Annotated in this window: 20 protein-coding genes; 4 read left to right on the forward strand and 16 right to left on the reverse strand. The window is 62.9% G+C overall.

Translation table 11 applies throughout. The features are described from left to right. Nucleotides 1-10: 10 nt before the first annotated feature. From GB927_RS03005 to GB927_RS03020, 4 genes are all read right to left on the reverse strand, one after another. On the reverse strand, nt 11-1,276 hold the full coding sequence (locus tag GB927_RS03005; protein WP_256115079.1) for an ABC transporter permease: 1,266 nt from the start codon (nt 1,274-1,276) through the stop codon (nt 11-13). 73 nt (nt 1,277-1,349) lie between these two features. Beyond that, entirely contained in the window at nt 1,350-2,396 is a 1,047-nt protein-coding gene (locus GB927_RS03010) for an ABC transporter substrate-binding protein (RefSeq protein ID WP_256115080.1), read from the reverse strand. A 41-nt stretch (nt 2,397-2,437) separates the two neighbouring features. Beyond that, the gene (locus GB927_RS03015) at nt 2,438-3,679 is read right to left on the reverse strand and encodes a dihydrolipoamide acetyltransferase family protein (protein ID WP_256115081.1); all 1,242 of its coding nucleotides are present in this window, start codon (nt 3,677-3,679) and stop codon (nt 2,438-2,440) included. Further along, nucleotides 3,672-5,828 (reverse strand): alpha-ketoacid dehydrogenase subunit alpha/beta, encoded by a 2,157-nt coding sequence (locus tag GB927_RS03020; RefSeq protein ID WP_256115082.1) that lies wholly within the window; start codon nt 5,826-5,828, stop codon nt 3,672-3,674. The genes GB927_RS03015 and GB927_RS03020 overlap by 8 nt, the downstream gene beginning before the upstream one ends. A gap of 345 nt (nt 5,829-6,173) precedes the next feature. On the opposite strand from GB927_RS03020, the gene GB927_RS03025 reads away from it, so the two are divergent. Then, nucleotides 6,174-6,749: a VOC family protein gene (locus GB927_RS03025; RefSeq protein ID WP_256115083.1), complete on the forward strand. Its 576-nt coding sequence runs from the start codon at nt 6,174-6,176 to the stop codon at nt 6,747-6,749. Nucleotides 6,750-6,856: 107 nt separating this feature from the next. Then, complete coding sequence (locus tag GB927_RS03030; RefSeq protein WP_256115084.1) at nt 6,857-7,513, forward strand: GntR family transcriptional regulator; 657 nt, start codon at nt 6,857-6,859, stop codon at nt 7,511-7,513. Nucleotides 7,514-7,575: 62 nt separating this feature from the next. On the opposite strand, the gene GB927_RS03035 is transcribed toward GB927_RS03030, so the two are convergent. The 10 genes from GB927_RS03035 to GB927_RS03080 form a co-directional block, all read right to left on the reverse strand. Further along, nucleotides 7,576-9,186 (reverse strand): thiamine pyrophosphate-binding protein, encoded by a 1,611-nt coding sequence (locus GB927_RS03035; RefSeq protein WP_256115085.1) that lies wholly within the window; start codon nt 9,184-9,186, stop codon nt 7,576-7,578. 64 nt (nt 9,187-9,250) lie between these two features. Next, nucleotides 9,251-10,690 carry an aldehyde dehydrogenase family protein gene (locus tag GB927_RS03040; protein WP_256115086.1) on the reverse strand — a complete coding sequence of 480 codons (1,440 nt, stop codon included), beginning with the start codon at nt 10,688-10,690 and terminating at the stop codon, nt 9,251-9,253. A gap of 31 nt (nt 10,691-10,721) precedes the next feature. Further along, nucleotides 10,722-11,702, reverse strand: coding sequence for a 2-hydroxyacid dehydrogenase (locus GB927_RS03045; RefSeq protein ID WP_256115087.1), 981 nt, complete (start codon nt 11,700-11,702; stop codon nt 10,722-10,724). A gap of 108 nt (nt 11,703-11,810) precedes the next feature. Further along, nucleotides 11,811-13,322 carry a tripartite tricarboxylate transporter permease gene (locus GB927_RS03050; protein ID WP_256115088.1) on the reverse strand — a complete coding sequence of 504 codons (1,512 nt, stop codon included), beginning with the start codon at nt 13,320-13,322 and terminating at the stop codon, nt 11,811-11,813. Next, on the reverse strand, nt 13,322-13,765 hold the full coding sequence (locus GB927_RS03055) for a tripartite tricarboxylate transporter TctB family protein (RefSeq protein ID WP_256115089.1): 444 nt from the start codon (nt 13,763-13,765) through the stop codon (nt 13,322-13,324). Before GB927_RS03055 ends, GB927_RS03050 begins: the two co-directional genes overlap by 1 nt. Nucleotides 13,766-13,774: 9 nt before the next feature. Continuing rightward, nucleotides 13,775-14,734 (reverse strand): Bug family tripartite tricarboxylate transporter substrate binding protein, encoded by a 960-nt coding sequence (locus GB927_RS03060; protein WP_256115090.1) that lies wholly within the window; start codon nt 14,732-14,734, stop codon nt 13,775-13,777. Next, nucleotides 14,731-15,732: a Bug family tripartite tricarboxylate transporter substrate binding protein gene (locus GB927_RS03065; RefSeq protein WP_256115091.1), complete on the reverse strand. Its 1,002-nt coding sequence runs from the start codon at nt 15,730-15,732 to the stop codon at nt 14,731-14,733. The genes GB927_RS03060 and GB927_RS03065 overlap by 4 nt, the downstream gene beginning before the upstream one ends. Continuing rightward, nucleotides 15,716-16,726, reverse strand: a complete 1,011-nt coding sequence (locus GB927_RS03070) for a Bug family tripartite tricarboxylate transporter substrate binding protein (protein WP_256115092.1) — start codon at nt 16,724-16,726, stop codon at nt 15,716-15,718. Before GB927_RS03070 ends, GB927_RS03065 begins: the two co-directional genes overlap by 17 nt. Nucleotides 16,727-16,754: 28 nt before the next feature. Further along, on the reverse strand, nt 16,755-17,642 hold the full coding sequence (locus GB927_RS03075) for an amidohydrolase family protein (RefSeq protein ID WP_256115093.1): 888 nt from the start codon (nt 17,640-17,642) through the stop codon (nt 16,755-16,757). Between the two features lie 105 nt (nt 17,643-17,747). Next, a complete protein-coding gene (locus GB927_RS03080) occupies nt 17,748-18,830 on the reverse strand; it encodes an isocitrate/isopropylmalate dehydrogenase family protein (RefSeq protein WP_256115094.1) in 1,083 nt (360 codons plus the stop codon). Between the two features lie 180 nt (nt 18,831-19,010). Between GB927_RS03080 and GB927_RS03085 the strand changes: the two genes are divergently transcribed. Continuing rightward, nucleotides 19,011-20,012, forward strand: a complete 1,002-nt coding sequence (locus GB927_RS03085) for a LysR substrate-binding domain-containing protein (RefSeq protein ID WP_256115095.1) — start codon at nt 19,011-19,013, stop codon at nt 20,010-20,012. Between the two features lie 30 nt (nt 20,013-20,042). Further along, on the forward strand, nt 20,043-20,951 hold the full coding sequence (locus tag GB927_RS03090) for a LysR substrate-binding domain-containing protein (RefSeq protein WP_256115097.1): 909 nt from the start codon (nt 20,043-20,045) through the stop codon (nt 20,949-20,951). 33 nt (nt 20,952-20,984) lie between these two features. Here GB927_RS03090 and GB927_RS03095 read toward each other — a convergent pair whose 3' ends face one another. Then, nucleotides 20,985-22,241: a LeuA family protein gene (locus tag GB927_RS03095; RefSeq protein WP_256115098.1), complete on the reverse strand. Its 1,257-nt coding sequence runs from the start codon at nt 22,239-22,241 to the stop codon at nt 20,985-20,987. Between the two features lie 18 nt (nt 22,242-22,259). Then, nucleotides 22,260-23,354, reverse strand: coding sequence for an ABC transporter ATP-binding protein (locus GB927_RS03100; protein ID WP_256115099.1), 1,095 nt, complete (start codon nt 23,352-23,354; stop codon nt 22,260-22,262). Nucleotides 23,355-23,356 lie beyond the last annotated feature (2 nt).

Below are 23,356 nucleotides of genomic sequence, written 5' to 3' on the forward strand. Positions count from 1 at the left end.
CGGTACTGCATCATTTCAGCCCCGCCAGCTGGCGCACGCCGACCGTGCGCGCTGCAAGGAAATAGACGGCGACGGTGCAGGCGAGCAGGATGATGCCAAGCGCGGACGCCATGCCCCAGTTTATGGTGGTGTTGGCAAAGAAGGCGATGAAATAGCCGAGCATCTGGTCGCGCGCGCTCGCCACCAGCGACGGCGTTATATAATAGCCGGCGGTCACGATGAAGGTCAGCAGCACACCCGCGCCGACGCCCGGCAAGGTCATCGGCAGGTAGACGTTCAGGAAACCGCGGACCGGATGCGCACCCAGCGATGCCGAGGCCTTCATGAAATGCGGCGGGATGCCCTTCATCGCGGAATAGAGCGGCAGGACCATGAACGGCAGCATCATGTGGATCATGACGATATAGAGCCCGGTGGTGTTGAAGATGAGTTCCAGCGGTTCCCGGATCAGCCCGAGATAGCCGAGAAGCGAGTTGACCAGCCCTTCGCGCTGAAGAAGCACGATCCAGGCGGAGGTCCGGGCCAGCAGCGAGGTCCAGAACGGCAGCATCACCGCAATGATGAGCGCGATCGAGAAGGGCCGTGATGCTACGACCATCAGGTTGGCGAGCGGATAGCCCAGGACCACGCATACCGCCGTGACGATCGCCGCAGTCTTGAGGGTGCGCAGGAGGATGTCGATATAGGTGCGCTGCTCCTCGGGCGCCTGCACGACCTGCCCGGCGTCGTCGATGCCAAGGTCGACCGCCGCCAGCATATAATAGGGCGTGTAGGTGGAAGATGCCCGCTTCATCGCGTGCCAGTAGGCGGGCTCTTCCCAGCGCGTATCGATGCCCGCCATGAAGCGCCGTGCGGCACCCTCTTCGCTGAGGTTCTCGGACATGGTGCGCAGCTTGCGCACGGTGCTGGTGAGAAGCGTGCGATAGCCGCTCACCTCATAGTTCAAGCGCCTTGCCGCTTCGCCGACAAGGTTGCGCGGGGCAGCCGAAATCTCGTGAAGGAATGTCGTGAAGACGATATCGGGCGGCAGCTCGTCCGGGTTCTCCGGCTTCCATTGCCCGAGCGCGACGGTCGTTTCCGGCACGGCCCTCATCAGCTCGACATTCTCGACAGCGTTGTAGAGCATCATGCCGATCGGCAGCATGAATGTTAGCAGGACATAGACGAACAGCGGCGCCACCAGCAGAAGCGAGATGGTGCGCCGGCGCTTGCCGGCCCGGCCCCAGGCGTGGCGCAGCTTTCGCGTCTCGGCGCTGTCTTGAACGGTCAGGGTCATCTGGGTTCGAGCCTCCGGAAACCCTGTCGGACAGGGACTGCCCGACAGGATTTCAGACGTTGTTGCGACGGGATTACTGGGCAACCCAGCTTGCGAAACGCTCCGCCAGTTCCTCGCCATGGTCGATCCAGAATTCCGAATTGAACCGGACGGCATTCTTGAGGTTGTCCGGTGCGGAGGGAAGCTTGGCAAGGCGGTCGGCCGGCAGGGCTTCCATCGCCTTGACGTTGCTGACGCCGTAGGCGATGGCGTTGGCGAAGGTCACCTGCGGGTCCTTCGACATGAGGAACTCCACGAAGGCGATGGACTGGTCAAGGTTCGGCGTGCCCTTCATGACCGCCCAGAACTCGACGGAATTGATCTGCCCGTCCCAGATGATCGAGAAGTTCTTGCCTTCCTTCTGCGCCGTGTCGACGCGGCCGTTATAGGCGGACGTCATCACGACATCGCCCGACGACAGCCATTCCTGCGGCTGCGCGCCGCTTTCCCACCACTGGATATGCGGCTTCAGCTCATCGAGCTTCGCAAACGCCCTGTCCTGCCCCTCTTTCGTGGCGATGACCTTGTAGACGTCCGCGGGCGCTACGCCGTCGGCCATCAGGGCGACTTCCATGGTCAGCTTCGCCGTCTTGCGCAGCCCGCGCTTGCCCGGCCACTTTTCCACATTCCAGAAGTCGGCCCAGTTCTTCGGGCCATCGGTCAGCTTGCCGGCATCGTAGGTCAGGATGTTTGCCCAGCTCAGCGCGCCGACCGCGCAATCCTTGAACTGGGAGGGGTCGATTTCGTCCGCATGCGCGCGGGTCGACCAGTCCATGTCTTCAAGCAGACCCTGCTCGCAAGCCATGGTGACCTCGTCGTCCTCCATCTGCATGACGTCCCAGGTGACGTTCCCGGCCTCGACCATGGCCTTCTGCTTTGCGAGGCCGCCATTGGTGGTGTCCTCCAGCACCGTGATGCCCTTTTCCTTGGCATAGGGCGTGAAATAGGCTTCGCGGAAAGCATCCTGAACCGCACCGCCGAAGCCGACGACCGTCAGGTCGCGCGCCTCGGCCGCCGAAAGGCCGGCCGCCGCCACGACGCCGGCGGCAAGAAGCGTCTTCATGTATTTATGCATGATCATGTTCCTCTCTTTTCATTGTTGGTCGTTCGTACGGATTAATCTCAGACGAGAATTTGCATCGGGTTCTGGACGAGTTCCTTGAAGCTCGCGAGCCACTGCGCCCCGACCGCGCCGTCTATCGCGCGATGATCGAGCGACAGCGTCACGCGCATCATGCGTGCGCTGACCGCCGTGCTGTTTCGCGAGACGATGCGCTCCTCGATCGCGCCGACCGCCAGGATCGCAGCCTGCGGCGGGTTGATGATCGCGGTGAAATCGCTGACGCCATGCATGCCGAGATTGCTGATGGTGAAGGACCCGCCGCGATACTCGTCGGGCCTGAGCGTGCTGTTGCGGGCACGCAGCGCCAGTTCCGCAATCTCGCGGGAGACGACGGAGAGCGACTTGTTGCCGACATCCTTGACGACAGGCGTGATCAACCCGCCTTCCGTCGAAACCGCAACGCAGATGTCCGTCCGCTGCAATTGCAGGAGCGCGGGCTCGGTCCAGATGACATTGCAGGCCGGCACCAGCCCGAACGCCACTGCCGCCGCCTTCACCAGAAAATCGGTCACGGACAGCCTGCCCCCATCGGGCCTTTCCGCATTGATCTGCGCGCGTAGGGCGATCAGCGCATCCATGGCGATGTCTGCATTCAGATAAAAGTGCGGAATTGTCCGCTTGGCCTCCGTAAGGCGCAGCGCGATCGTGCGGCGCATCGGCGAATGCGGCGTGGCCACATGCGGGGTGTCCACAGCGACGACCGGAGCAGGCTCCTCGGCAACGACGACCTTGGCGGCCGGCACGGCTGCGGGCTTCACGAGACTTGCGGCGACAAAGGCCTCCACATCCTCCCGCATGATGCGCCCGCGCGGTCCCGTTCCGCTGAGATCGGCTAGGGAAATGCCGGATTCCCGTGCGAGACGTCGAGCATGCGGGCTCGCGAAAATCCGATCGGATATTGCCGGTGCGGAGACTGTTGCCGCGGGAGCAGAGACCGCCGGCGGCGCTTCCTCGACCGGTGCAGCGCCCGACAGGAAGGCCGTTACCGTGGCATCATCCTCGCTTGCCTCCGCCAAGACGCCGATATGCGTCTCGACCGGGACCGTGGCGCCGTCGCCATGCAATATGCGTGCAATGCGCCCGGCCTTCGGGCTCGGGATTTCGATGACGGCCTTGTCCGTTTCGATCTCGGCAAAGGCCTCGCCGGAGGCGACCATGTCGCCCTCGGCCTTCAGCCAGCGGGCGATCGTCCCGTCGCGCGCATTGGCAACGACGGAGGGGAGGACCAGGAACTCAGCCATTGCGCCGCTCCGGCAGAGCCTTCAGGGCGGTCGCGATTTCTTCCCGTCCGGCATAGGCCGCCCGCTCCAGAATCTTGGAAATGGAGGGCGACGCTTCCCGGCCTGTCACCCGTTCGATCGGATGATCCAGCCAGTCGAACAGGCGTTGCTGTATCTCGTCGGCAAGCCACGAGCCGTAGGACGAGCCGCGCGGTCCCTGCTCGACGATCATCACCATGTTCGTCTTCTTCACGCTGTCGGTGATCGTGTCCCAATCGATGCTTGCGCGGTCGAGGCATCTGAGGTCGATGACCTCGGCATCCAGCCCGGTCTCCGCCACGGCATCGAGCGTCGCCTGGACCATCGCGGAATAGGTCAGGATCGTCGCAGCTGATCCCTGACGCCGCACAGCGGCCTTTCCGAACGGGATGCAATAATCGAGATCGCCGGCCGCCGCCGGCCCCGTCGCCTGGTAGAGGTCGACATGCTCGATCACCAGAACGGGATCGTTGGAGGCGAGCGCCGTGTTCATCAGGCCGACATAGTCGAAGGGCGTCGAGGGCGCGATGATCCGCCAACCCGGCGAGGTCACGAAGATGCCGGCCGGGTCCATCGAATGCTGCGACCCGTAGCCGGTGCCGATCGCGATCTTGGTGCGCAGCACCAGTGGCATGGCGATATCGCCACCGAACATGTGGCGAGCCTTGCCGACCTGGTTGAACACCTGGTCCGCAGCGACCCACATGAAGTCGGGATACATGAACTCGACGATGGGGCGATACCGTCCGTCCATGGCAAGGCCGCCGCCGAGCCCCATGAAGGCGTTTTCGCTGATCGGCGTGCCGAGGATGCGATCGGGATATTTTGCCTTGAGGCCGCGCGTCGCGCCGTTTGTCCCGCCCTTCAGGCGGTGAATGTCCTCGCCGAGAATGATGACGCTGTCGTCCGTCTCCATGCGCCGGTCGAGCACTTCGGCAATGACGTCGACGAACTTGCGCTGCTCGATCCTGCCGGCAAAGCCGGACTGCTCGACATAACGCAGCGTCGCCAGTTCCGAGCCGTCGCTCCGCACGCCGACATCACAGAAATCGGGCTTCGGCCACAGGCCGGGCTTGATCGCCCGCCGATTGTCGACCCTATCCGTCAGCTCTTCGATCACCGCCTGCATGACTTGCTTGCACTGCGCCCTCAGCGCATCGACGGCCGATTGGTCGATCAGGCCACGCGTGATCATTTCCTTTGCCACCCGGTCCAGCGGGTCGCGCGCCTTCCAGGCTTCTTCCTCTTCCTTCATGCGGTAGCCGAAGGCGCTGCCGGGGAAGGAGCCGTTCTGGTGGAAATAGCGGTAGACATCCGCCTCGATGATCGTCGGCCCCTTGCCGGCGCGCATATGCGCCAGCGCCTCTTTCATGGCGAGGTTGACTGCAAGCGGATCCATGCCGTCGACATGCCAGGAGGGAATGGCAAAGGCCTGTCCGCGCGCCGCCAGCCGGGTTTCCGCCGTCGATTCCTCAAGGCTGGTGGAGACGGCGTAACGATTGTTCTCGATGAAGAAACACAGCGGCAGGCGCCAGATGGCGGCGAGGTTCATCGTTTCCAGAACCGAGCCGATGTTGATGGCGCCATCGCCGAAATAGCTGACCGCTACGGCATCCGTACCGGACTGCTTGTGGGCGAAGGCAGCACCCGCCGCCAAAGGCACGCCGCCGCCGACGATGGCATTGGTGCCGAGTGCCCCCGCCTCGTACCACCGCAGATGCATCGAGCCGCCGCGCCCGCCGCAGAAACCTTCCGCAAGCCCCATGATTTCGGCAAGCGAGCGGCGAAGAAGCGCCACCACGGACCCGTCAAAATCCGCACCCACGGGCAATCCACCGGGCGCGACATAGTTCAGCGCCTTTGCCAGAAACTGGTGGTGCCCGCGATGCGAACCGTTGATCTGGTCGTCCGGCCTGAGCGGCAGGATGGATCCAACGGCCCCGCCTTCCTGCCCGATCGAGGAATGCGCCGGTCCGTTGACCAGCCCCTCGTTCGCCAGTTCGAGTACCGCTTCCTCGAAGGCCCGGATGAGATGGAGGGAGGACAGAACGGTTTCCAGCTCGGCGGCTTTCGCGCCATCCCAGTCTTTCTTGGTGGTCCCAAAATCGAGCCAGCGCGTGGAACTCGACACGTTCTTCGTTTGCGGCGTTTCTTCCCTCAACAGACAATAGCGTAGCCACGGCTTGCAAGAGGCTTGCAAACGACAGGCGATATGAAGCGTCACGCGCTCGGTGTCGGACAACCTGGATTTTCCCGGCTGAGCCGGTGTGGTTCCCACGTTTCTGATGGTCTTGTTATGCCAAGGCTTTCATTTTCCGCATTCGATGTCAACGGATTGTATCCACAAATATTCAGGGATCGATACTCAACGGCAATAATCGTCAAATTATGCCGTTTAAATGCTCGACAAACAGACAAATGTATCCAATCATTTGAAAATGGATTCATTGCTGATTTTGCCTGTGGGAGAGACCGAATGTCCGAAGACGACAAGAGCCACCGGAACGACGGCCTTCCGGCGGGGCGCGGCCTGCCGGGCCTGAGGGGCACGGAACATATCGGCTTCACGGTTCCGGACCTGGATCAGGCGGTGGATTTCTTCGTCAACGTCATCGGATGCGAACCGTTCTACGAGCTCGGCCCGTTCGCGTCGGATGGAGACTGGATGGAGACGGCGCTCAACGTGCATCCGCGCGCCGTCATGAAGCGGCTGAAATTCCTGCGCTGCGGGAACGGCTCGAATTTCGAGATATTCGAATACACTTCTCCCGATCAGAACAGGCGCCAGCCCCGCAACAGCGATGTCGGCGGGCACCATCTCGCCTTCTATGTCGATGACATCGATGCTGCCCTCGACTATCTGCGCGCAAGGGACATCCGCATCCTCGGCACGCCCGTGGTGCGGACGGATGGCCCGAGCGCAGGCCAGACCTGGGTCTATTTCCTTGCCCCCTGGGGCATGCAGCTCGAACTCGTATGCTTTCCACGGGGCAAGGCCTATGAAACGGGTACATCGCGCCACCTCTGGCACCCTGCCGGCACGGCGACCTAGATGAAAACAAATGCCAGGCTTGTCGCGAAACAGTGGTGGACGGGTGACGGATATTGTCTGTTATATCTGCGTTGACGCCCCACGGCGTACGGGAGGAGCCCGCCTTTATGAATGACACCACCTTGGGCTTACGGGTCGCAGGAGAAATTCGCGAAAAAATCCTCACCGGCGAATTCGCGCCGGGCCTGCGTATTCGCCAGGAGGAGCTTGCCGCGCAATTCGGCACCAGCCGCGTGCCCGTGCGCGAAGCCCTCAAGCAGCTCGAAAGCGAAGGGCTCGTCGTCATCGTGCCCAACAGCGGCGTTTGGATCGCACGCGTCGATATCGCGGAATGCGTGGAAATGTGGAAGATCCGCGAGCGGATAGAGCCGCTTGCACTCGGCGAAAGCCTGCCGCACCTCACCGACGAGGATATTCTCGGCCTGGAAGAGATTTGCGCCGCCATCGACAGCACGACCGATGTCGAGGAGTTCCTCAGGCTCGACCGGCAATTCCATCTCGCAAGCTATCGCTCGACGGCCATGCCGACGCTCATCCCGATGATCGAGCGCATCTGGAACACGACCCAGCATTATCGCCGGGCCTATACGATGCTTCTCGGCCGGGAACGCTTCTGGATCATCCAGTGCGAGCACCGCCTTCTCATGGAGGCGATCAAGCGGCGGAATGTCGAGGACTCAGAAAGAGCCCTCTACAGCCACATCCGCCGCACCCGCATGGAGTTGGAGCGAAACCGTAAGGCCTTCAGCAACATAACGTTCTGAATATCCGCTGGTGATGTTCCGGCCGGCCGCATGGAATTAAGGCCGGCCTCGATCGTCACAGACTAGAGTTCGCGCAGGGCGTTGAACTGCTCCACGTAACCCGAGCCGTCAATCCTGACGCCGATCACCGTCGTCTTGCCCGAGCGCAACGCGGCATTGAGGGCGTCCTGCAGGCCGTTCTCCGTGTCCACGGTGACGCCATCCGCCCCAAAACCCTGTGCGAGCTTTTCCCAGTCGCACCCGCCGATGCCGATTCCGTGGCGCGGAATGCCCTTGATCTCCTGTTTGACACGGATCAGCCCGATCTGCTGGTCATCCAGAACCACGATGATGATCGGCAGGTTTTCGCGCACCGACGTCTGGATCTCGGCGACCGCCATCAGGAAACCGCCGTCGCCGGTGAAGGCGACCACGGGCCGGTCGGGATGCGCGAGCCGAGCGCCGAGCGCCCCCGGCACCGCATAGCCCATCGAGCCCAATCCGTTGGACGTCAGAAACTCGCGCGGGCCGTAGGATTGCCATTTCTGGACGACGAGGAGACGGCTTGCCCCTGCATCGCAGGTCGCAATGGTTTCTCGCGGAAGGATGCTACGTGCAACCTCCATGGCCCTTTGCGGCGAAAGTCCGGTGCTCGGCGTGTTGAGCGCGTTGGTCACGTCGGTCCGGAATGCCGCTGCGGCCTTTTCGCCCCAATTGCCCCCCTGCCCGCAAAGCGCCGCCACCTGCGCAAGCAGGACATTCAGGTTGCCGATGATCTCAAACTGCGAAGGCACGAGCGCATCCAGCGAAGGCGTACTTGATAGGGCGATAACCGGGATGGCGTAGGGCCACGCCTTCGGCTGAAGCTCCACCGCATCCAGGCCGACGGTGATGATGAGATCGGACTCCATCACGAGCTTGCGCTCAATCAACCCGCCGATGATGCAGCCGGCGCGCAAGGGATGATCCTCCGGGATCGCGCCCTTGCATTTCGACGTCACCAGAACCGGCGCTCCCAGCCGCTCGGCCAAGTTGACCAGCCCTTCGGACGCCCGGTCCCATAGCACGCCCAGACCCGCCAGAAGGATCGGTCGTCTTGCGGCTTTCAGGCGATCGAGCACCGGCCGGAGCGCTGCCGAATCTGCCTGCGGATAGAGAACATTGGGCATCAATGTCGGCTCGGCCCGCAATTCCGTGGCTTCCTTGGTCGTCTCGCTCTGGGGAATGTCGAACTGGACCGGGCCGGGCGCCGGGGCAACGGCTGTGCGCATCGCGCGGCGCAGCTGCTGCCGGACCGTGCGTGCGTCGATAGTTGTGCCCCACTTGACGAGCGGCGCATAGACGGCGAGCTGGTCGATGCGCTGGCGCAGCCCGACTTCATGCTCGGGATGGGAATAGCGATCCGTGAGCATGATCAGCGGCGCGCGGTCGAGAAAGGCGTGCGCCGCGCCGTTGACCATATTGGCGGCGCCCGGACCGCGTGTCGAAAGGCATACGCCCGGCGCGCCGGTGATCTCGCCCCATGTCGCCGCGAGCATCGCGCCGGCGGTTTCCTGCTTCATGAGGATGAACCGCATGTCGCGCTGGCGGGCGGCCTCCATGAGCTCCACGGATTCTCCGCCGGGATGGCCGACCAGAAACGGCGTGCCCGCCTCCTTGAACGCATCCGCCATTACTTCAACTGTTGTCGCCATTTCCAGATCTCCTATCGATGAATGTCGCGGCCAGGGCCGCCTGCGAAAACTTCGGGCCGGCAGGTCAGCCGACGTGCCAGTACAGGCCTTTGGATTCCATGTAGGTTTTCATGCCGTCCCGGCCCTTCTCCCGCCCGAGGCCGCTCTGCTTGAAGCCGCCGAACGGCGTCGAGATGGAGGTTTCCTTGTAGGTGTTGATCCACACCGTGCCGGCCTGGATCGCGCGGGCGACCCGCCACGCCTTTGCGAAATCCCGTGTCCAGATGCCCGCCGCCAGGCCGAAATCGCTGTCGTTGGCCTGGTCGATCAGGGCGTCTTCCCCATCGAATGGGATCACCACTGCGACGGGCCCGAAGATCTCTTGCTGTGCCGCGTTCGAACGGTTCGTCAGACCCGCGATGACCGTTGCCGGATAGTAGGCGCCCTCCGCCAGGGCGCCGTCGGCGGGCTCGGCGCCGCCCGCGAGAATCTCGCCGCCTTCGCTGCGCGCCATCTCGACCGCACGCGCCACATACGCGCGGTGGCCGAAGCTGACCATCGGCCCCATGCGGGTGTCCGCCGCGCCGGGAGCACCCAAACGGTAGCTGCACGCCGCCTCCGCAAAGGCCGAGATGAAATCTTGGTAGACAGCCCTCTCGACGAAAACGCGTGAGCCGGCGATGCATGACTGCCCGCCGCCGGCAAAAATGCCGGCCGCCACCGCCTTGAGCGCCCGGTCGAGATCGCAATCGGCGAAAACGATGTGCGGCGACTTTCCGCCGAGCTCCAGCACCACCGGACGCAGGCGGCGCGCGCAGGTTTCGGCGATCGCCCGGCCGGACGCTGTGCCACCCGTAAAGCTGACCATGTCGATCCCGTCATGGTCGACGAGGGCCCGGCCGACATCCGCCGCGCCGGTGACGACGTTCAACACGCCCGGCGGCAAGCCGATTTCCAGGCCGATGCGTGCATATTCCAAGGCGACGCGGGAGGTCACTTCCGACGGCTTGAGGATGACCGTATTGCCTGCGGCCAGGATTGGCGCCAGCTTCTGCGCTTCAAGTGTGAGCGGCGAGTTCCAGGGCGTGATGGCCGCGACCACGCCGACTGGTTCGTATACCGTCATCGTCATGCTCGGGCCGCGCTGCGTGTTGACCTCGCTCTCGAATGTCTCGCAGACAGCGCCATAGTAGCGGAACGTCGCGGCAGCACTCGCCGCCTGCGCCCGGCATTCGGAAAGCGTCTTGCCGTTATCCTCCATCTGGACCTGCGCGAGGCGTTCCAGGCTCGCCTCCACGCCATCGGCGAAGCGATAAAGGAGGCGGGCGCGTTCGTGATGTTTGCGCCCGCGCCAGTCGGTGTTGCGGAAAGCCACCCGGGCGGCCGCCACGGCGTCGTCGACATCCTGCAACGACGCTCCACCGATGATGGCGGTTTCGCTTCCGTCGGCCGGGTTGATTGAGGGGAACGGCGCACCATGGCCGGTGCGCCAGGCATTCGCGATCAGGAAAGGAAGAGTCTTCATATCGGATTCCTCATAAGCCCCACAGGCCCGCCTAGGCGTGGGGCGGCAACAACACGATGTCGTTTTCCGGAAGTTCGGCGCCGGCGAAAAACCCCTCCGTATTGCGCACCGCGCGCTCGACGACGCTGCCGAAATTATCGAGTGTCGCGCCCGCCGTGTGCGGCGTCACGACCGTCTGATCCAGGCCGAGAAGCGGGCTACCGACCGGTGGCTCTTTCGCGAAAGCGTCGAGGCCGGCCGCAAATATGCGCCCGCTGACCAGCGCGTCGTGCAAGGCGGCCTCGTCGACCAGGCCGCCACGCGCGCAGTTGACCAGGATCGATCCCGGCTTCATGGCAGACAGGCGGCTGGCATCGAAAAGATTGGCCGTCGTGTTCGTCAGGGGCAGGTGAAGCGACAAGATATCCGCCTGTTCGACAAGCGCGTCGAGGGAGACGTAGCGAACGCCGAGGGCGCTTTCCACCGAGGCGTCAGCGCGCCGGGGATCGTAGTAGCAGATATCTCCTGCAAAACCTTTCAGCAGCCGTACCACCGTCTGGCCGATCGCGCCGAGGCCGACGATACCCACCGTCTTGCCGTGTATCTGCCGGCCAAAACCTCGGGCTTCCTCCTTGTCCCAGCCCCCTGCCCTCGTCTCGCGGTCGAGCAAGGGCAAACGGCGGCACGCCGCCAGCATCAGGAGCAGCGTGTGTTCCGCAACCGGGATCGCGTTGCCCGCTTGCAGCCTTGCCACGGCGATGCCTCGTTCGAGGCAGGCGTGAACATCGATGCGGTCGACGCCCGCCCCCAATTTCTGGATGAAACGGAGGCGCGGAGCAGCGTCGAGCAAAGGCGCCGATATCGGCGATGCCATCACGTAGAGGGCGTCGACATCGCGCAGGGCATCGTGCCTGGCCGCCTCGCTGGTTCCCTCGGCGATGCTCAGGCGCCACCCGGACGGGAGCCTAGAGGCGATCGCGTCGATCGACTTGGAATGAAACGAATCTATGATCCCAACGATGTGGTCGCCCATGTCTCGCGCTCCTGGCACTTCGGATTTCTGCGTAATTTCGGGCATGGCTCATCCTTCGGCTCGGCGACGAGACACCAGCCAGCGCGATCTTCCGGTTACGGTTTGCGGTTAGCCGGTCTCGCCGTCGAGAACGACTTCATCCTTCTTTTTCCTGAGGGCCGGAACGATCATCGCGATGACGACGATTGCTGTCAGAAACAGAAACCCGGCGCTTATGGGCGAGGTGACGAACGTGGTCAGGTCGCCCTTTGACAGAAGCAGCGCCCGTCGGAAGTTTTCCTCGATCATCGGTCCCAGCACGAAGCCGAGGATGAACGGCGTCACCTCGCAATTGAGCTTGACCAGGACGTAGCCGACCAACCCGAAGACCGCGATGAGATAGATATCGAGGGGGCTGTAGTTGATGGAAAACACTCCGATACAACAGAACACCAAGATCGCAGGGAACAGCCAACGATACGGCAGGCGCAGCATGTTCACCCACAATCCGACGAGCGGCAGGTTGAGGATGACGAGCAGCAGATTGCCGATCCACATGCTGGCGATCAGCCCCCAGAAGAGAGCGGGATGCTGCGACATGACCTGTGGTCCGGGAGAAATGCCCTGGATCATCAGTGCACCTAGCATCAGGGCCATCGTGGCGCTGCCCGGAATGCCCAGCGACAGCGTCGGTATGAACGACGTCTGGGCGGCCGCGTTGTTGGCCGCTTCCGGCGCTGCAAGCCCGGCGACGGCCCCCTTTCCGAACTTCGACGGGTCGCGCGAGACGCGCTTCTCGATCATGTAGGCGGCAAAAGAGCTGATCGTCTGGCCGGCGCCGGGTAGGATGCCGAAGAACGTGCCGACCAGCGTGCCGCGAAGGATGGGGAAACCGGCTTCCCGCAACTCCTGGCGGCTCGGCATCAGGTTACCGACCTTGGCCGTGGCGACCTCCTGCGACCCCGAATGTTCGAGGTTCCTGACGATCTCCGAGATAGCAAAGAGCCCCATCGCCACGACCGTGAAGTCGATGCCTTCCACAAGGCCATAGGCCCCGAAGGTAAACCGCCGCACGCCGGAATTGACGTCGGTGCCGGCAAGCCCGATCAGCACGCCCACCAGCGCCATGATGATGCTCTTGGAAAGGGAACCCTGCGCAAGTGCGGCAGTGAACACGACCGCCATCAGCATGAGGGAAAAGTAGTCGGCGGCACCGAAATCCAGCGCAATCGCCGTTAGCGGCGGACCGGCGAGCGCTATCAGCGCCGTGCCGAAACAGCCCGCGATGAAGGAGCCGATCGCCGCAATGGCGAGTGCCGCGCCGGCACGCCCCTTGCGCGCCATCTGGTAGCCGTCGATGCACGTCACCACCGATGACGATTCCCCCGGCAGGTTCAGGAGGATGGCCGTGGTCGAGCCGCCATAGGCCGCACCGTAGTAGATGCCGGCCAGCATGATGAGCGCGCCTTCGGGCGGCAGGCCAAAGGTCAGGGGCAGGAGAACGGCGATCGTCACCAGCGGCCCGACACCCGGCAGAACGCCGATGAAGGTTCCCAGCAACACGCCGATGAAACAGTAGAGCAGGTTTTCCGGCGAGAATGCGACGCCAAAGCCCAGCGCTAGATTGGAGAAAATATCCATCAGAAGAACCAAAGCTTGAGAGGAAGACCCAGCCCATAGACGAAGACGCCGACGGGGATGGCGGTCAGCACAACCAGCATGGCCGCCAGTTCGAGCCAGGTGCCTTCGGAACGCGAAAAGCGGCTGAGAAAGACCAGGGCGAGCACGCTTGCGACTAGGCCGTAGGACTGGATCAGAAGTCCGAACACCGCCACGGCGGCAAGCACGAACAGCAGCGGGCGCAGATGCAGCCTTTCCAGCGGCTCGGACGAATCCGGCCGCAACGCCGCGCGGATGGCGACAAGGGCTCCGAGTGCCGTGATGCTGATGCCGAGCACGACGGGGAAGTAACCCGGCCCCATCGCCGCCAGCGTTCCCAGCCGGTACGAACTGCCGATCACCGTCGCCCCGGCACCAAGCGCCATGAAGATGATTCCGGACAGTAGATCTTTCGTCACATGCATGATGGCATCTCAGCTCTGTGAAAGGATCGCCACGGACCCAAGTTCATCCGCCCCGACATTGGAAAGAGCGTCCCATCGCACGCGTTCGGCGTGCATGAAGCGGCCGAACCCATCGGCGCTACCGGGCGTGGACGAGAGTCCGCTCTGCTCCAGCGCAGAGGCAATCTCACCGGACGCCAGCGCCGAGCGGCACGCCGCATTCAACATCTCGGCCCTTTGTGACGGCAGGCTTTTGGACCCGACCAGCCCCAGCCAGTTGAGAACCACGCAATCCGGCATTCCCATCTCCGCAACCGACGGCACGTCGGGAAGGAGGGGAATCCGGGTAGGCGACGTTACGGCGAGTGCGTGCAGCTCGCCGCGGCGGATACGCGGAAGCATCGACATCAGGTTGTTGAAGCTGAAGTCCACCCGGCCGGCGGCGAGGTCTGCGTAAAGCTCGTTGGTCTGATCGTAGATGACCGTATTAAGGTCGATATGCGCCTTCCGGCTAAACAGCTGCGTTGCCAGGAAGGGCGCGCCCACCGTGGCCGAAGCGGCGAAGCTCCGCCGGCCCGGCCCGGCCCGGCAGGCCGCCAGCACGTCGCCCAAGGTCCGATAGGGCGAGGACGCACCGGTCGCAAGGATCATCGGAGCCTGCGCGAGCAGGATGACCGGCGTGAAATCCTCGATCGGATCGTAGCCCGCATCGGGCTGGGCATTCGGGAGAAGCGCATGGGTGCCGAGCGTGGCGATCATCAGCACGTCCGCGTCCTTGCTCGCCGCCACGAACCGCGCGGCCCGTGCGCCATCCTCGCCCTGGATGCGGTGGATTTCCACCGCACGCCCGGACTCGCGGCCGATGGCTGGCGCCATCAGGTTGGCAATGTCGTCGGAAGCGCTCCCCGGCGAGAAGCCAACCACAACCTGCAACGGGGCAGCGCCTCTCCCGGCAAGGCTTTCCGCCGGAAACTCGATCGCCTGCGTCACTGGGCTATCTCCAGTTTCGCCGCCTTCACGATATCACCCCACTTGTTGATTTCCGACGAAATATAGTCCTTGAATTCGGCAGGCGTGTCGGTGACGGGCTCGGCCCCGAGTTCACGCACTTTGGATGCGATCGCCTCGTCCTTCATGATCTCGCCGATTTCCTTGGCCAGACGCTCTGTGATCGCTTCCGGCGTGCCGGCGGGAGCGACGAGCCCGATCCAGGTGACGGCCTCAAAGCCCTCGAACGTTTCGGCAAGTGCCGGAATGTCCGGCGCGGCTTTTGACCGTTCGAGGCTGGTGAGGCCCAGCGCCTTCAGCGTACCCTGCTCGATATGCGGCTTGGCGGCGGGAAGGCTGCTGAAATACATTGACACTTCACCGCCGATAACCGCCGTCAAGGCCGGACCGCCGCCACGATAGGGAACGTGGGTAAGGTCGATGCCGGCCTTGAGCTTGAGAAACTCGCCGGACAGATGCGTCGTGCTTCCATTGCCGGCGGATGCGAACGTGAGTTCGCCAGGTGTCGCCTTCGCCTTCTCGACCAGCTCCTGGACGGTATTCACCCCAAGGCTGGGCTGTACGACGAGGACGTTCGGAAAGGTGGCCAATAACGATACCGGGGCGAAGTCAGTGCGCGGATTGTACGGCAGCTGCGGATCGATGGTAACGCTGATCGCCATCGGCGCAACATTCGCCATCAGGAGCGTATAGCCATCGGGCGCAGACTCGGCCACAACAGCCGATCCGACGGCGCCCCCTGCCCCGTCGCTGTTTTCGACAATGACCGGCTGTCCGAGGCGCGCCTGCAATTGTGCCGCGACCAGGCGTACGATGATGTCGCCGCCGCCGCTCGGGGCAAAGGGCACCACGATCCTTACAGGACGGTCAGGGTAGTCGTCGGCGAAGGCAGGGACAGTCGCCAGATGCGCCGACAGAGCGGACGCGGCGACAAATGCAGCCGCGTGACAGAAGGAACGTCGATTAATCAGCTTTGGCATGAGACTGCTCCACGGTTACGGCCCATTTCTTGGTCTCTGAAGACACGAAGGCGGCGAATTCCTCGGCGGTGTTGTCGACCACGTCGAAGCCGCGATCGAGCAGCCCCTGGCGTATGACGGGATCACTAATGACGCCCTGGAAAACTTTGTGGAGTTTGCCGATTATTTCCGCGGGCGTGCCCTTCGGCGCCATGAGGCCGAACCAGGTCACCGCTTCATATCCGGGATAACCGCTCTCGGCGACCGTCGGAAAGTTGGCTGCCAGCATGCTGCGCTGGGCGCTTGTGACGGCCAGTCCCTTGATCGCGCCGGCCTCGATCTGGGGTATTGCGGCCGGAAGCGTCAGGAATGCCGCGTCGATGCGCCCGCCCAGGAGATCCGTCAGGACAGGTGCGGCACCCTTGTAAGGAATGTGCCGGACGTCGATGCCCGCCGTGGACTTCAGCATTTCCATGGCGAGATGGCTTGGTCCGCCGTTACCGGAAGATCCATAGGTCAGTTCGCCCGGCTTCGAGCGCGCCAGTTCGACAAATTCCTGAAGGGTCTTGACCTGTACGTTGGGACCGACCGCCAGGATGAAGGCGGACGAGCCGAGCCGGATGATCGGCACGAAGTCCTGCTGTATCTCGTAGCCGGGGTCGTCATAGAGGCTCATGCCGATCGTGTGGGCGACATTACCCTGAAGCAAGGTGTAGCCGTCGGGCGCAGCATCCTTCACGACAATGGCAGCGAGATTGCCGCCCGCCCCCGGCTGGTTTTCGATGATGAACTGTTGTCCGAGCTGCTTGCCGGCGGCTTCGCCAGCAATCCTCGCCAGCGTATCGGCGCCGCCGCCTGGCGGAAACGGCACGACGAAACGTATCGCCTGATTGGGATAGGTTTCCTGTGCCTGGACGGCATGAGGTTGAATGGCCAATGCCATCGCACAGAATGCGAACAGCCAGCCCGTTAGGCGTTTCATCACAGTTCCTCCCTTTGTTGAGATGCCGGCCACTCCTCAATGACGGCATCCTTCGTCTTGGCTAAAAGCGGTAGACCTCCGCGGGATTGTCGACCAGAACCTTTTTCAAGGCCGCGTCGTCAGGAATCCAGCTTGAAAGCAAGTCCACAAGATCTCCATCGTTGGGCATTGCCTTGTTGATCGTCGTGTGCGGCCAGTCCGTCGCCCACAGCAGGCGGTCCGGGCGCGTGGCGACGAGTTTATGGATGAACGGCGTCACATCAGGATACGGAAATTCCTGCTTCGAGACGCGCATCGGCCCGGACAGCTTGATCCAGCAGCGCCCTTTCTCCAGCAGCTGCAGCATGGCCTGGAAAACGGGGCCATCAAGACCAGCCTCGACCGGCACCTGGCCGATATGATCGACCACGACCGGCACGGGAAGGCCGGAAAGCAGATCCTGCTGGTCGACGAATTGCTCCGGGTTCATCCGAAACTGGAGATGCCAGCCAAGTGGTGCGATGCGGCGGGCGAGATCCATCGCAGCACTGGCGCCGGCGCCATTTTCGTGGCGCAGGTTCAGCCTTATACCGCGCACGCCGATCGCGTCCATGCGCTGGAGATCGGCGTCTGACACCTCCTCCGGCGTCACGACGACGACACCGCGCAGCGGGAACCTGTTCAGGGCGAGCGCGTCCAGCAGGGCAGTATTGTCGCGCATGTAGGTGCTGGGCTGCACGAGCACTCCCCGCTCGATGCCCAGCGTGCCGAGAAGCGCGATATAGCGGTCCAAGGGGCCGTCGTGTGGCGTGTAGCGCCGCTTCGGGCTGTACGGGTATTTGTCTTGAGGGCCGAATATGTGGGCGTGGCAATCGCAGCTTCCCGCAGGCAGCTTGCGATCGGGCTTGCGCGTCTGCGCGACGGGCGCGGCAATGGTCGGCTCCACGATTGTGGCATCGGTAGTGGACATCGAAACTCCTCATTACGCTTTTCGGAGACGAACCGGCTTCGGCGGGCGGATGGCGATGGACTTGGCCGCATCGCCGACGGCCTGCCGTCCGAATTGCGGTTCGCGTCAGGCAGGCTGCAACGCGGCTTCCCGCTTGATCGTCTCAATGATGCCGGCCGTGAATGCCTTGGTGCCGGCCTTACCGCCGAGGTCCGGGGGCACGATGCCGCGCTCGATGGTCTTGCGCACGCCATTGTCGATGATGCGGCTGACGTCACGGCATTTTTCATTGCCAGTCTTCTGGAAGATCCACCGCATCAGCAGTGACGTCGAGAGGATCAGCGCGGAAGGGTTCGCCAGATCCTTGCCGGCAATATCGGGCGCCGTGCCGTGGACCGCCTGGGCCATGGCGTGATCGTGGCCGGCATTCAGCGACGGCGCCATGCCCACGCCGCCCGCAAGACCGGACGCCTGGTCCGACAGGATGTCCCCGAACAGGTTCGTCGTCGCCACGATCCGGAAACGCTGCGGATCGCGCGGGAAGGATGAGCTGAACGTATCCACGCGCACGATATCGATGTCGATATCAGGATAGGACGGGCGCAGCGCCTCGAAGGCATCGATGAACAGCCCTTCGGTCTGCGGCAAGGCGGTACGCTTGTGGATGATCGACATGCGCTTTTCACCAGCCGCACGGGCATAGTCGAAGCTGAAACGCGCGAAGCGGTCGGATGCCGCCTTCGTGATGACGCGCAACGACAGGGACACGTCTTCCGTCGGCTTGAACTCGCCGTAACCCCAGGCGAGATTGCGGTCCGGATAGAACCCTTCGGTGTTCTCGCGCAGCACCGTGATGGACAGGTCCGGCACCAGCGGATCGAACTGCGGCCAAGCCTCGACGGGGCGAACATTGGCGAAGAGCTTGAAACGACGGCGCAGCAGGCCGTTGGGATGGCCGCGCACCGGATCGTCCTTTGGATATTCGCCGGCAAATGTCGGGCCGACGATGAGAGCCTGATGGGTATCCACGACATCGAGGGTCTCAGCGGGCAGGGTGGAGCCCGTTGCCTCGTAGGCCTTCCAGCCGACATACGCCGATGTCAGCACGAGGGCCAGCCCGACCTGGGCTGCAGCCGCCTCGAGAACGCTTACCGTCGAATCTGTGATCTCCGGACCGATGCCGTCTCCCGGCAGAACGGCAATTTTCACGGGACTTTCCATCGGCATAACCACTCCTTGATTTCTTCCCTGCCTTTGACCGGTTGGGCTTGTTTTTTCGCAATCCGGCGACCGACATCGCGGCCTTGGCCGTCATTTAGGCGACGTTGTGTTAGAGCGTCAAATAATATAGTATTCCATTATTATAACCTTTTGGCATAATGAAAAACCATGAAGCTCCAGCACCTGCAATATCTCTGCGAGATCGTCGACAGCGGATTGAATATATCAAATGCTTCCGATGCTCTTAATCGGTCGCAGCCGGGCGTCAGCCGCTACATGAAGCAATTCGAGGACGAGCTTGGCGTAAAGGTATTTCACCGAAGCGGAAAACGATTGCTCGGCTTGACCAAAGCCGGGCAGGAGATACTTGGTATAGCACGGCGCATGATCAGTGATGCCGGAACGATCAAGACCATCAGCGACGAATACAGTGCGCGTGACGAAGGAACCCTCGTCATCGCGACAACCCATACGCAGGCGCGCTACATGCTGCCGCCCACTGTTCTGGCCTTCGTCCAGCGTTATCCGAAGGTTAGGCTGAGCCTGAAGCAGGGCAATCCCACGGAAGTGGCGACCTGGCTCACATCCGGCATGGCGGACCTTTCCATCGCGGCAAGCCCCTCCCAGCCGGCCGCACCCCTCCTCCTCCTGCCGTCATACGATCTGGGGCGCATCATCCTGACCGTGCCCGACCACGAATTGCTGAGCGGCGGCCCGATCACGCTGGAGCGCCTCTCGCGCTTTCCCATGATCACCTATGACGATGTCTTCACGGGCAGCATTCAAATTCACGAGACCTTTCGCAAGGCGGGACTGGAACCGCGCGTCATCGTCAGCGCGACCGATTCCGACGTCATGAAGGCCTACGTAAAGATCGGCCTCGGCATCGCTATCGTCGGCGACATCGTCTACGACGAAAAGGTCGATGCCGATATCCGCGCCATAAACGTGTCGCATCTGTTCAGGCCCAACACGATCTATATCGGCCTGAACCGGGAATCCTACGTCCGCAGCTACACCTACGATTTCATCCGCATGTTCGATCCCCGATGGACGGCGGCCAAAGTGCGCAAAACCCTTGAAAGAGCGCACTCCTCCGATGCCATCGCCTCCAACGAGATCACCGCCATGCCGGCGCCGTTGATGCAGTCCACCCGCCTTGAAAGCTGATGCGCAATTTCAAGCTATGAAGGAGCTGTCATGCCCCGCATGTTAAACCTGCGTCAGTTGGAGGCGTTTCGGGCCCTGATGCTGACGGGCACCACGGTGCAGGCCGCCGCCATGCTGGGGATTACGCAGCCGGTCATCAGCCGCCTCATTTCCGACCTGGAGTTTCAATCCGGCCTGTCCCTGTTTGTCCGCAGCGGCGGCCGTCTGCGTGCCACGCCCGAGGCCGACATCTTATTCGCAGAGCTGGAGCGGACGTTTTATGGTCTCGACCACCTCAGCAGCTTCATCAAAGGCATCCGCAATGTGGGCGGGACGCTGAACATCCTGGCCACCATGCCCATGGCACACGGCATCCTGCCCTCCGTTTTCCAGCGGCTGAGCAAAAACAATCCGGACCTACACATCACGCTGAAGACCGTGCTCAGCCGCGATGCGCGCGCCTGGCTCGACACGCAGCAGTTCGATGTCGCGCTGACCAACTATCCGATCGATTACCCCTCCTCTTTCACGCAGGACTTCATCCGGGTGAACGCCGTCTGCATCATGCCGCCGGACCATCCGCTGGCCGCACGCGACGTCGTGACGGCCGACGATCTGCGCGGTGTGTCCTTTGTCGCCATGCCTCCCGGTTCACGGCACCGCCAGAAGGTCGACCTGGCCTTCCAGCAGTCGGATGTGACGCCCAGGATATTGGTTGAGGCGCAGACGAGCGCGATCATCTGCGAAATGGTGGCGACGGGCATTGGTGTCTCGGTGGTGGACGAGATTTCGGCCCGCGCGTTCTTGTCGAAAGGGCTCGTTTTGCGGCCCTTCCTGCCAAAGCTGATTTATGAGTTCCGTATCCTGCTGCCGATGCAGCGGGAAATGTCCCACACCAGCCGCATCTTCATCAAACATGCCCGGGAATATGTCGCAGAGGCTTGGCCCGGCCAGAAATAGCGAGGGGAGCCGGAAAGCTCCCCTCCTGGACGGTCAGCCATAGATCTCGTGGATCACGGCTTCGACTTCCCGCTCGCCGATTTCGACCTTTTCGTAAATCAGCTTTTCCAGCTTCTCGAAAACGCGCTCGATATTGGCGGATTCCGGGTTCAGGCCCATCGATTCGATCTTGACGGTGACGGGTGCGGTCTTGCCGCGTCGCAGCGAGGTCGAACCGAAGGAAACCGAGCGCCGGTTGCCGACGGTCTCGGCCTTGATGTTCTCCCAGAAATACCACTGGCCGCGCAGGATGCCGCCCAGATGGCTGCCGCCATAGGAATACATGTGCGGGCCGGTGACCGGGCGGTTGCGGGCGATGGGGAACTTGTAAAGCTCGGCGACCATTTCGCTGAGCGGCGTCAACTGGGTCATGTCGAGGCCGGTGCGGATGTTGTAGAGCGATTCCAGCACCGGCACGACCTGCTCGAAGGCCGCATTGCCGCAGCGATGGCCGGTCGAGTTGATGGTGACGTCGCAGGTCAGCGCGCCGGCGCGGATTGCCTCGATCGAGTTGATGGTGGCAAGGCCATAGTCGTCGTGGCAATGCACGCCGATCTCGATGTCCGGCCCCGCGAGCGCGCGGACATAGCGAACAAGGAAGGCCATCGTTTCCGGTACGAACCAGCCGCGCACGTCATAGACGACGATCCGGTCCGCACCCGCATCTTTGGCCGCGCGCACGACGCGAGCCACAAGATCCAGACGGTGATAGTCCGTGCCGACCGCGATCTTGCGGGCGCCGGACTGGCGGGCGTGGCTGACGGCATCGCCGATACGGCCCTCGATGTCACCGTTCCAGTTCTGCGGGCAGAGGGCGTTGGTCATGATGTAACCCCAGTAGCCCACCAGGTTGACCAGGTCGGCGCCGGAATCGATGGTCTTCTGGATTTCGGTCCGGTAGTCGGGATCGTAGTAGCGGGTGTGCAGGCCAAGCTCCATCTTGCTGCCCGCGTTCCGCAGCATCTTCACGAATTCGATATGCTCCGGGATGGTCGGGTAGCCGACCTCGGCCTCGACGACGCCCATCGCCTCCAGCTTTTCAGCCAGCACCATCTTGATGCTGTTGTTGGCATAGACGCCGGGCGTGTTGATGCCGGAGCGCAGCGTATCGTCGCGAATGATGCAGCGGTCCATCACCCCCTGCGGCCGGTGCCCCATCGCCACCTTGTTGACGAGCGGCGTCATCCAGCGCTCCTGCTCGTCGATGTCGACCTCTTTCAGCAGGTCCGGGTGTTGTTCGCGTAAGCTCATGATATCTCTCCCAAATGGTTAGTCGATGATGATGAAGCAGTCCTGCGGGGCGATGGCGGCATAGGCCGCGGCGCCGGGCTGCAAGCGGATGTAGGGGGGAACCTTGGCGGTCAGCGTCTGGCCGTCCTCGGTGACGAGGGTGTATTCGATGCCTTCGCCGAGGAAGACCGCGTCGCGCACCGTCACGGGCCAGATGTTGCAGCCCGGAGGCAATGATGCGGTATCCTCGACCAGGCGGATGAGTTCCGAGCGGATGCCGAACTGCACGGCTGTGCCCGGACCGCCGACATCCGGCCGTTCTGGCGCGCCGACGATCGCGCCGGCGGCGGTGCGATAGCGCGCCAGGCCTCCCGTCACCCCGCTGTCGGCCACCGTGGCGGGTAATAGGTTGACGCTGCCGAGAAAGCTTGCGGCAAAGCGCGTCCGCGGGCGTGAATAGAGCTCGTTCGGTCCATCGATCTGCACGATGAGGCCCTTGTCCATCACCACGATCCGGTCCGAGATTGCCAGCGCTTCGGATTGATCATGCGTGACGTAGATCGCGGTGATGCCCAGGCGCCGCTGGATCTCGCGAATCTCGCCGCGCAATTGTTCGCGCAGCCGCACGTCGAGATTGCTGAGCGGTTCGTCGAACAGCAGGATCTGGCAGCGCGAGGCGAGCGCACGGGCAAGCGCGATGCGTTGCTGCTGCCCGCCGGACAGCCGGCCGGGCGAGGTGTCGCGCGCATGCGCCAGCCCCACCAGCTCCAGCGCCTGCATGGCTTGCGCCTCGCGATCGGCCTTGGAGAGTTTCTGGCGCAGCAGCGGATAGGCGACGTTCTCGGCGACCGTCATGTGCGGCCACAGCGCATAGGACTGGAACACCATGCCGATGCGACGCTTTTCCGGCGGCAGGTCCAGCCGCTTTTCGGCGGAATAGACGCAGGTATCGCCCAGCCAGATTTCGCCCCCGGTCGGCCCTTCCAGCCCGGCTATGCAGCGCAGCGTCGTGGATTTTCCGCAGCCGCTTGGTCCTAGCAAAGTGACGAGTTCGCCTTCGCCGACATTAAGCGAAACACTTTCCACCGCGCGAAAGCTGCCGAAGGATTTTTGAAGATTGTTCAGGCGCAGCATGC

The sequence above is a fragment of the Shinella lacus genome (assembly GCF_010994755.1).
Taxonomy (GTDB): Bacteria; Pseudomonadota; Alphaproteobacteria; order Rhizobiales; family Rhizobiaceae; genus Shinella; species Shinella lacus.

Excerpts from the sequence above, each read along its gene's own strand:
- GB927_RS03005 (WP_256115079.1), bottom strand. The coding sequence starts at position 1,276 with ATGACCCTGACCGTTCAAGACAGCGCCGAGACGCGAAAGCTGCGCCAC.
- GB927_RS03010 (WP_256115080.1), bottom strand. The coding sequence starts at position 2,396 with ATGATCATGCATAAATACATGAAGACGCTTCTTGCCGCCGGCGTCGTG.
- GB927_RS03015 (WP_256115081.1), bottom strand. The coding sequence starts at position 3,679 with ATGGCTGAGTTCCTGGTCCTCCCCTCCGTCGTTGCCAATGCGCGCGAC.
- GB927_RS03025 (WP_256115083.1), top strand. The coding sequence starts at position 6,174 with ATGTCCGAAGACGACAAGAGCCACCGGAACGACGGCCTTCCGGCGGGG.
- GB927_RS03030 (WP_256115084.1), top strand. The coding sequence starts at position 6,857 with ATGAATGACACCACCTTGGGCTTACGGGTCGCAGGAGAAATTCGCGAA.
- GB927_RS03035 (WP_256115085.1), bottom strand. The coding sequence starts at position 9,186 with ATGGCGACAACAGTTGAAGTAATGGCGGATGCGTTCAAGGAGGCGGGC.
- GB927_RS03040 (WP_256115086.1), bottom strand. The coding sequence starts at position 10,690 with ATGAAGACTCTTCCTTTCCTGATCGCGAATGCCTGGCGCACCGGCCAT.
- GB927_RS03045 (WP_256115087.1), bottom strand. The coding sequence starts at position 11,702 with ATGGGCGACCACATCGTTGGGATCATAGATTCGTTTCATTCCAAGTCG.
- GB927_RS03050 (WP_256115088.1), bottom strand. The coding sequence starts at position 13,322 with ATGGATATTTTCTCCAATCTAGCGCTGGGCTTTGGCGTCGCATTCTCG.
- GB927_RS03055 (WP_256115089.1), bottom strand. The coding sequence starts at position 13,765 with ATGCATGTGACGAAAGATCTACTGTCCGGAATCATCTTCATGGCGCTT.
- GB927_RS03065 (WP_256115091.1), bottom strand. The coding sequence starts at position 15,732 with ATGCCAAAGCTGATTAATCGACGTTCCTTCTGTCACGCGGCTGCATTT.
- GB927_RS03075 (WP_256115093.1), bottom strand. The coding sequence starts at position 17,642 with ATGTCCACTACCGATGCCACAATCGTGGAGCCGACCATTGCCGCGCCC.
- GB927_RS03085 (WP_256115095.1), top strand. The coding sequence starts at position 19,011 with ATGAAGCTCCAGCACCTGCAATATCTCTGCGAGATCGTCGACAGCGGA.
- GB927_RS03090 (WP_256115097.1), top strand. The coding sequence starts at position 20,043 with ATGCCCCGCATGTTAAACCTGCGTCAGTTGGAGGCGTTTCGGGCCCTG.
- GB927_RS03095 (WP_256115098.1), bottom strand. The coding sequence starts at position 22,241 with ATGAGCTTACGCGAACAACACCCGGACCTGCTGAAAGAGGTCGACATC.
- GB927_RS03100 (WP_256115099.1), bottom strand. The coding sequence starts at position 23,354 with ATGCTGCGCCTGAACAATCTTCAAAAATCCTTCGGCAGCTTTCGCGCG.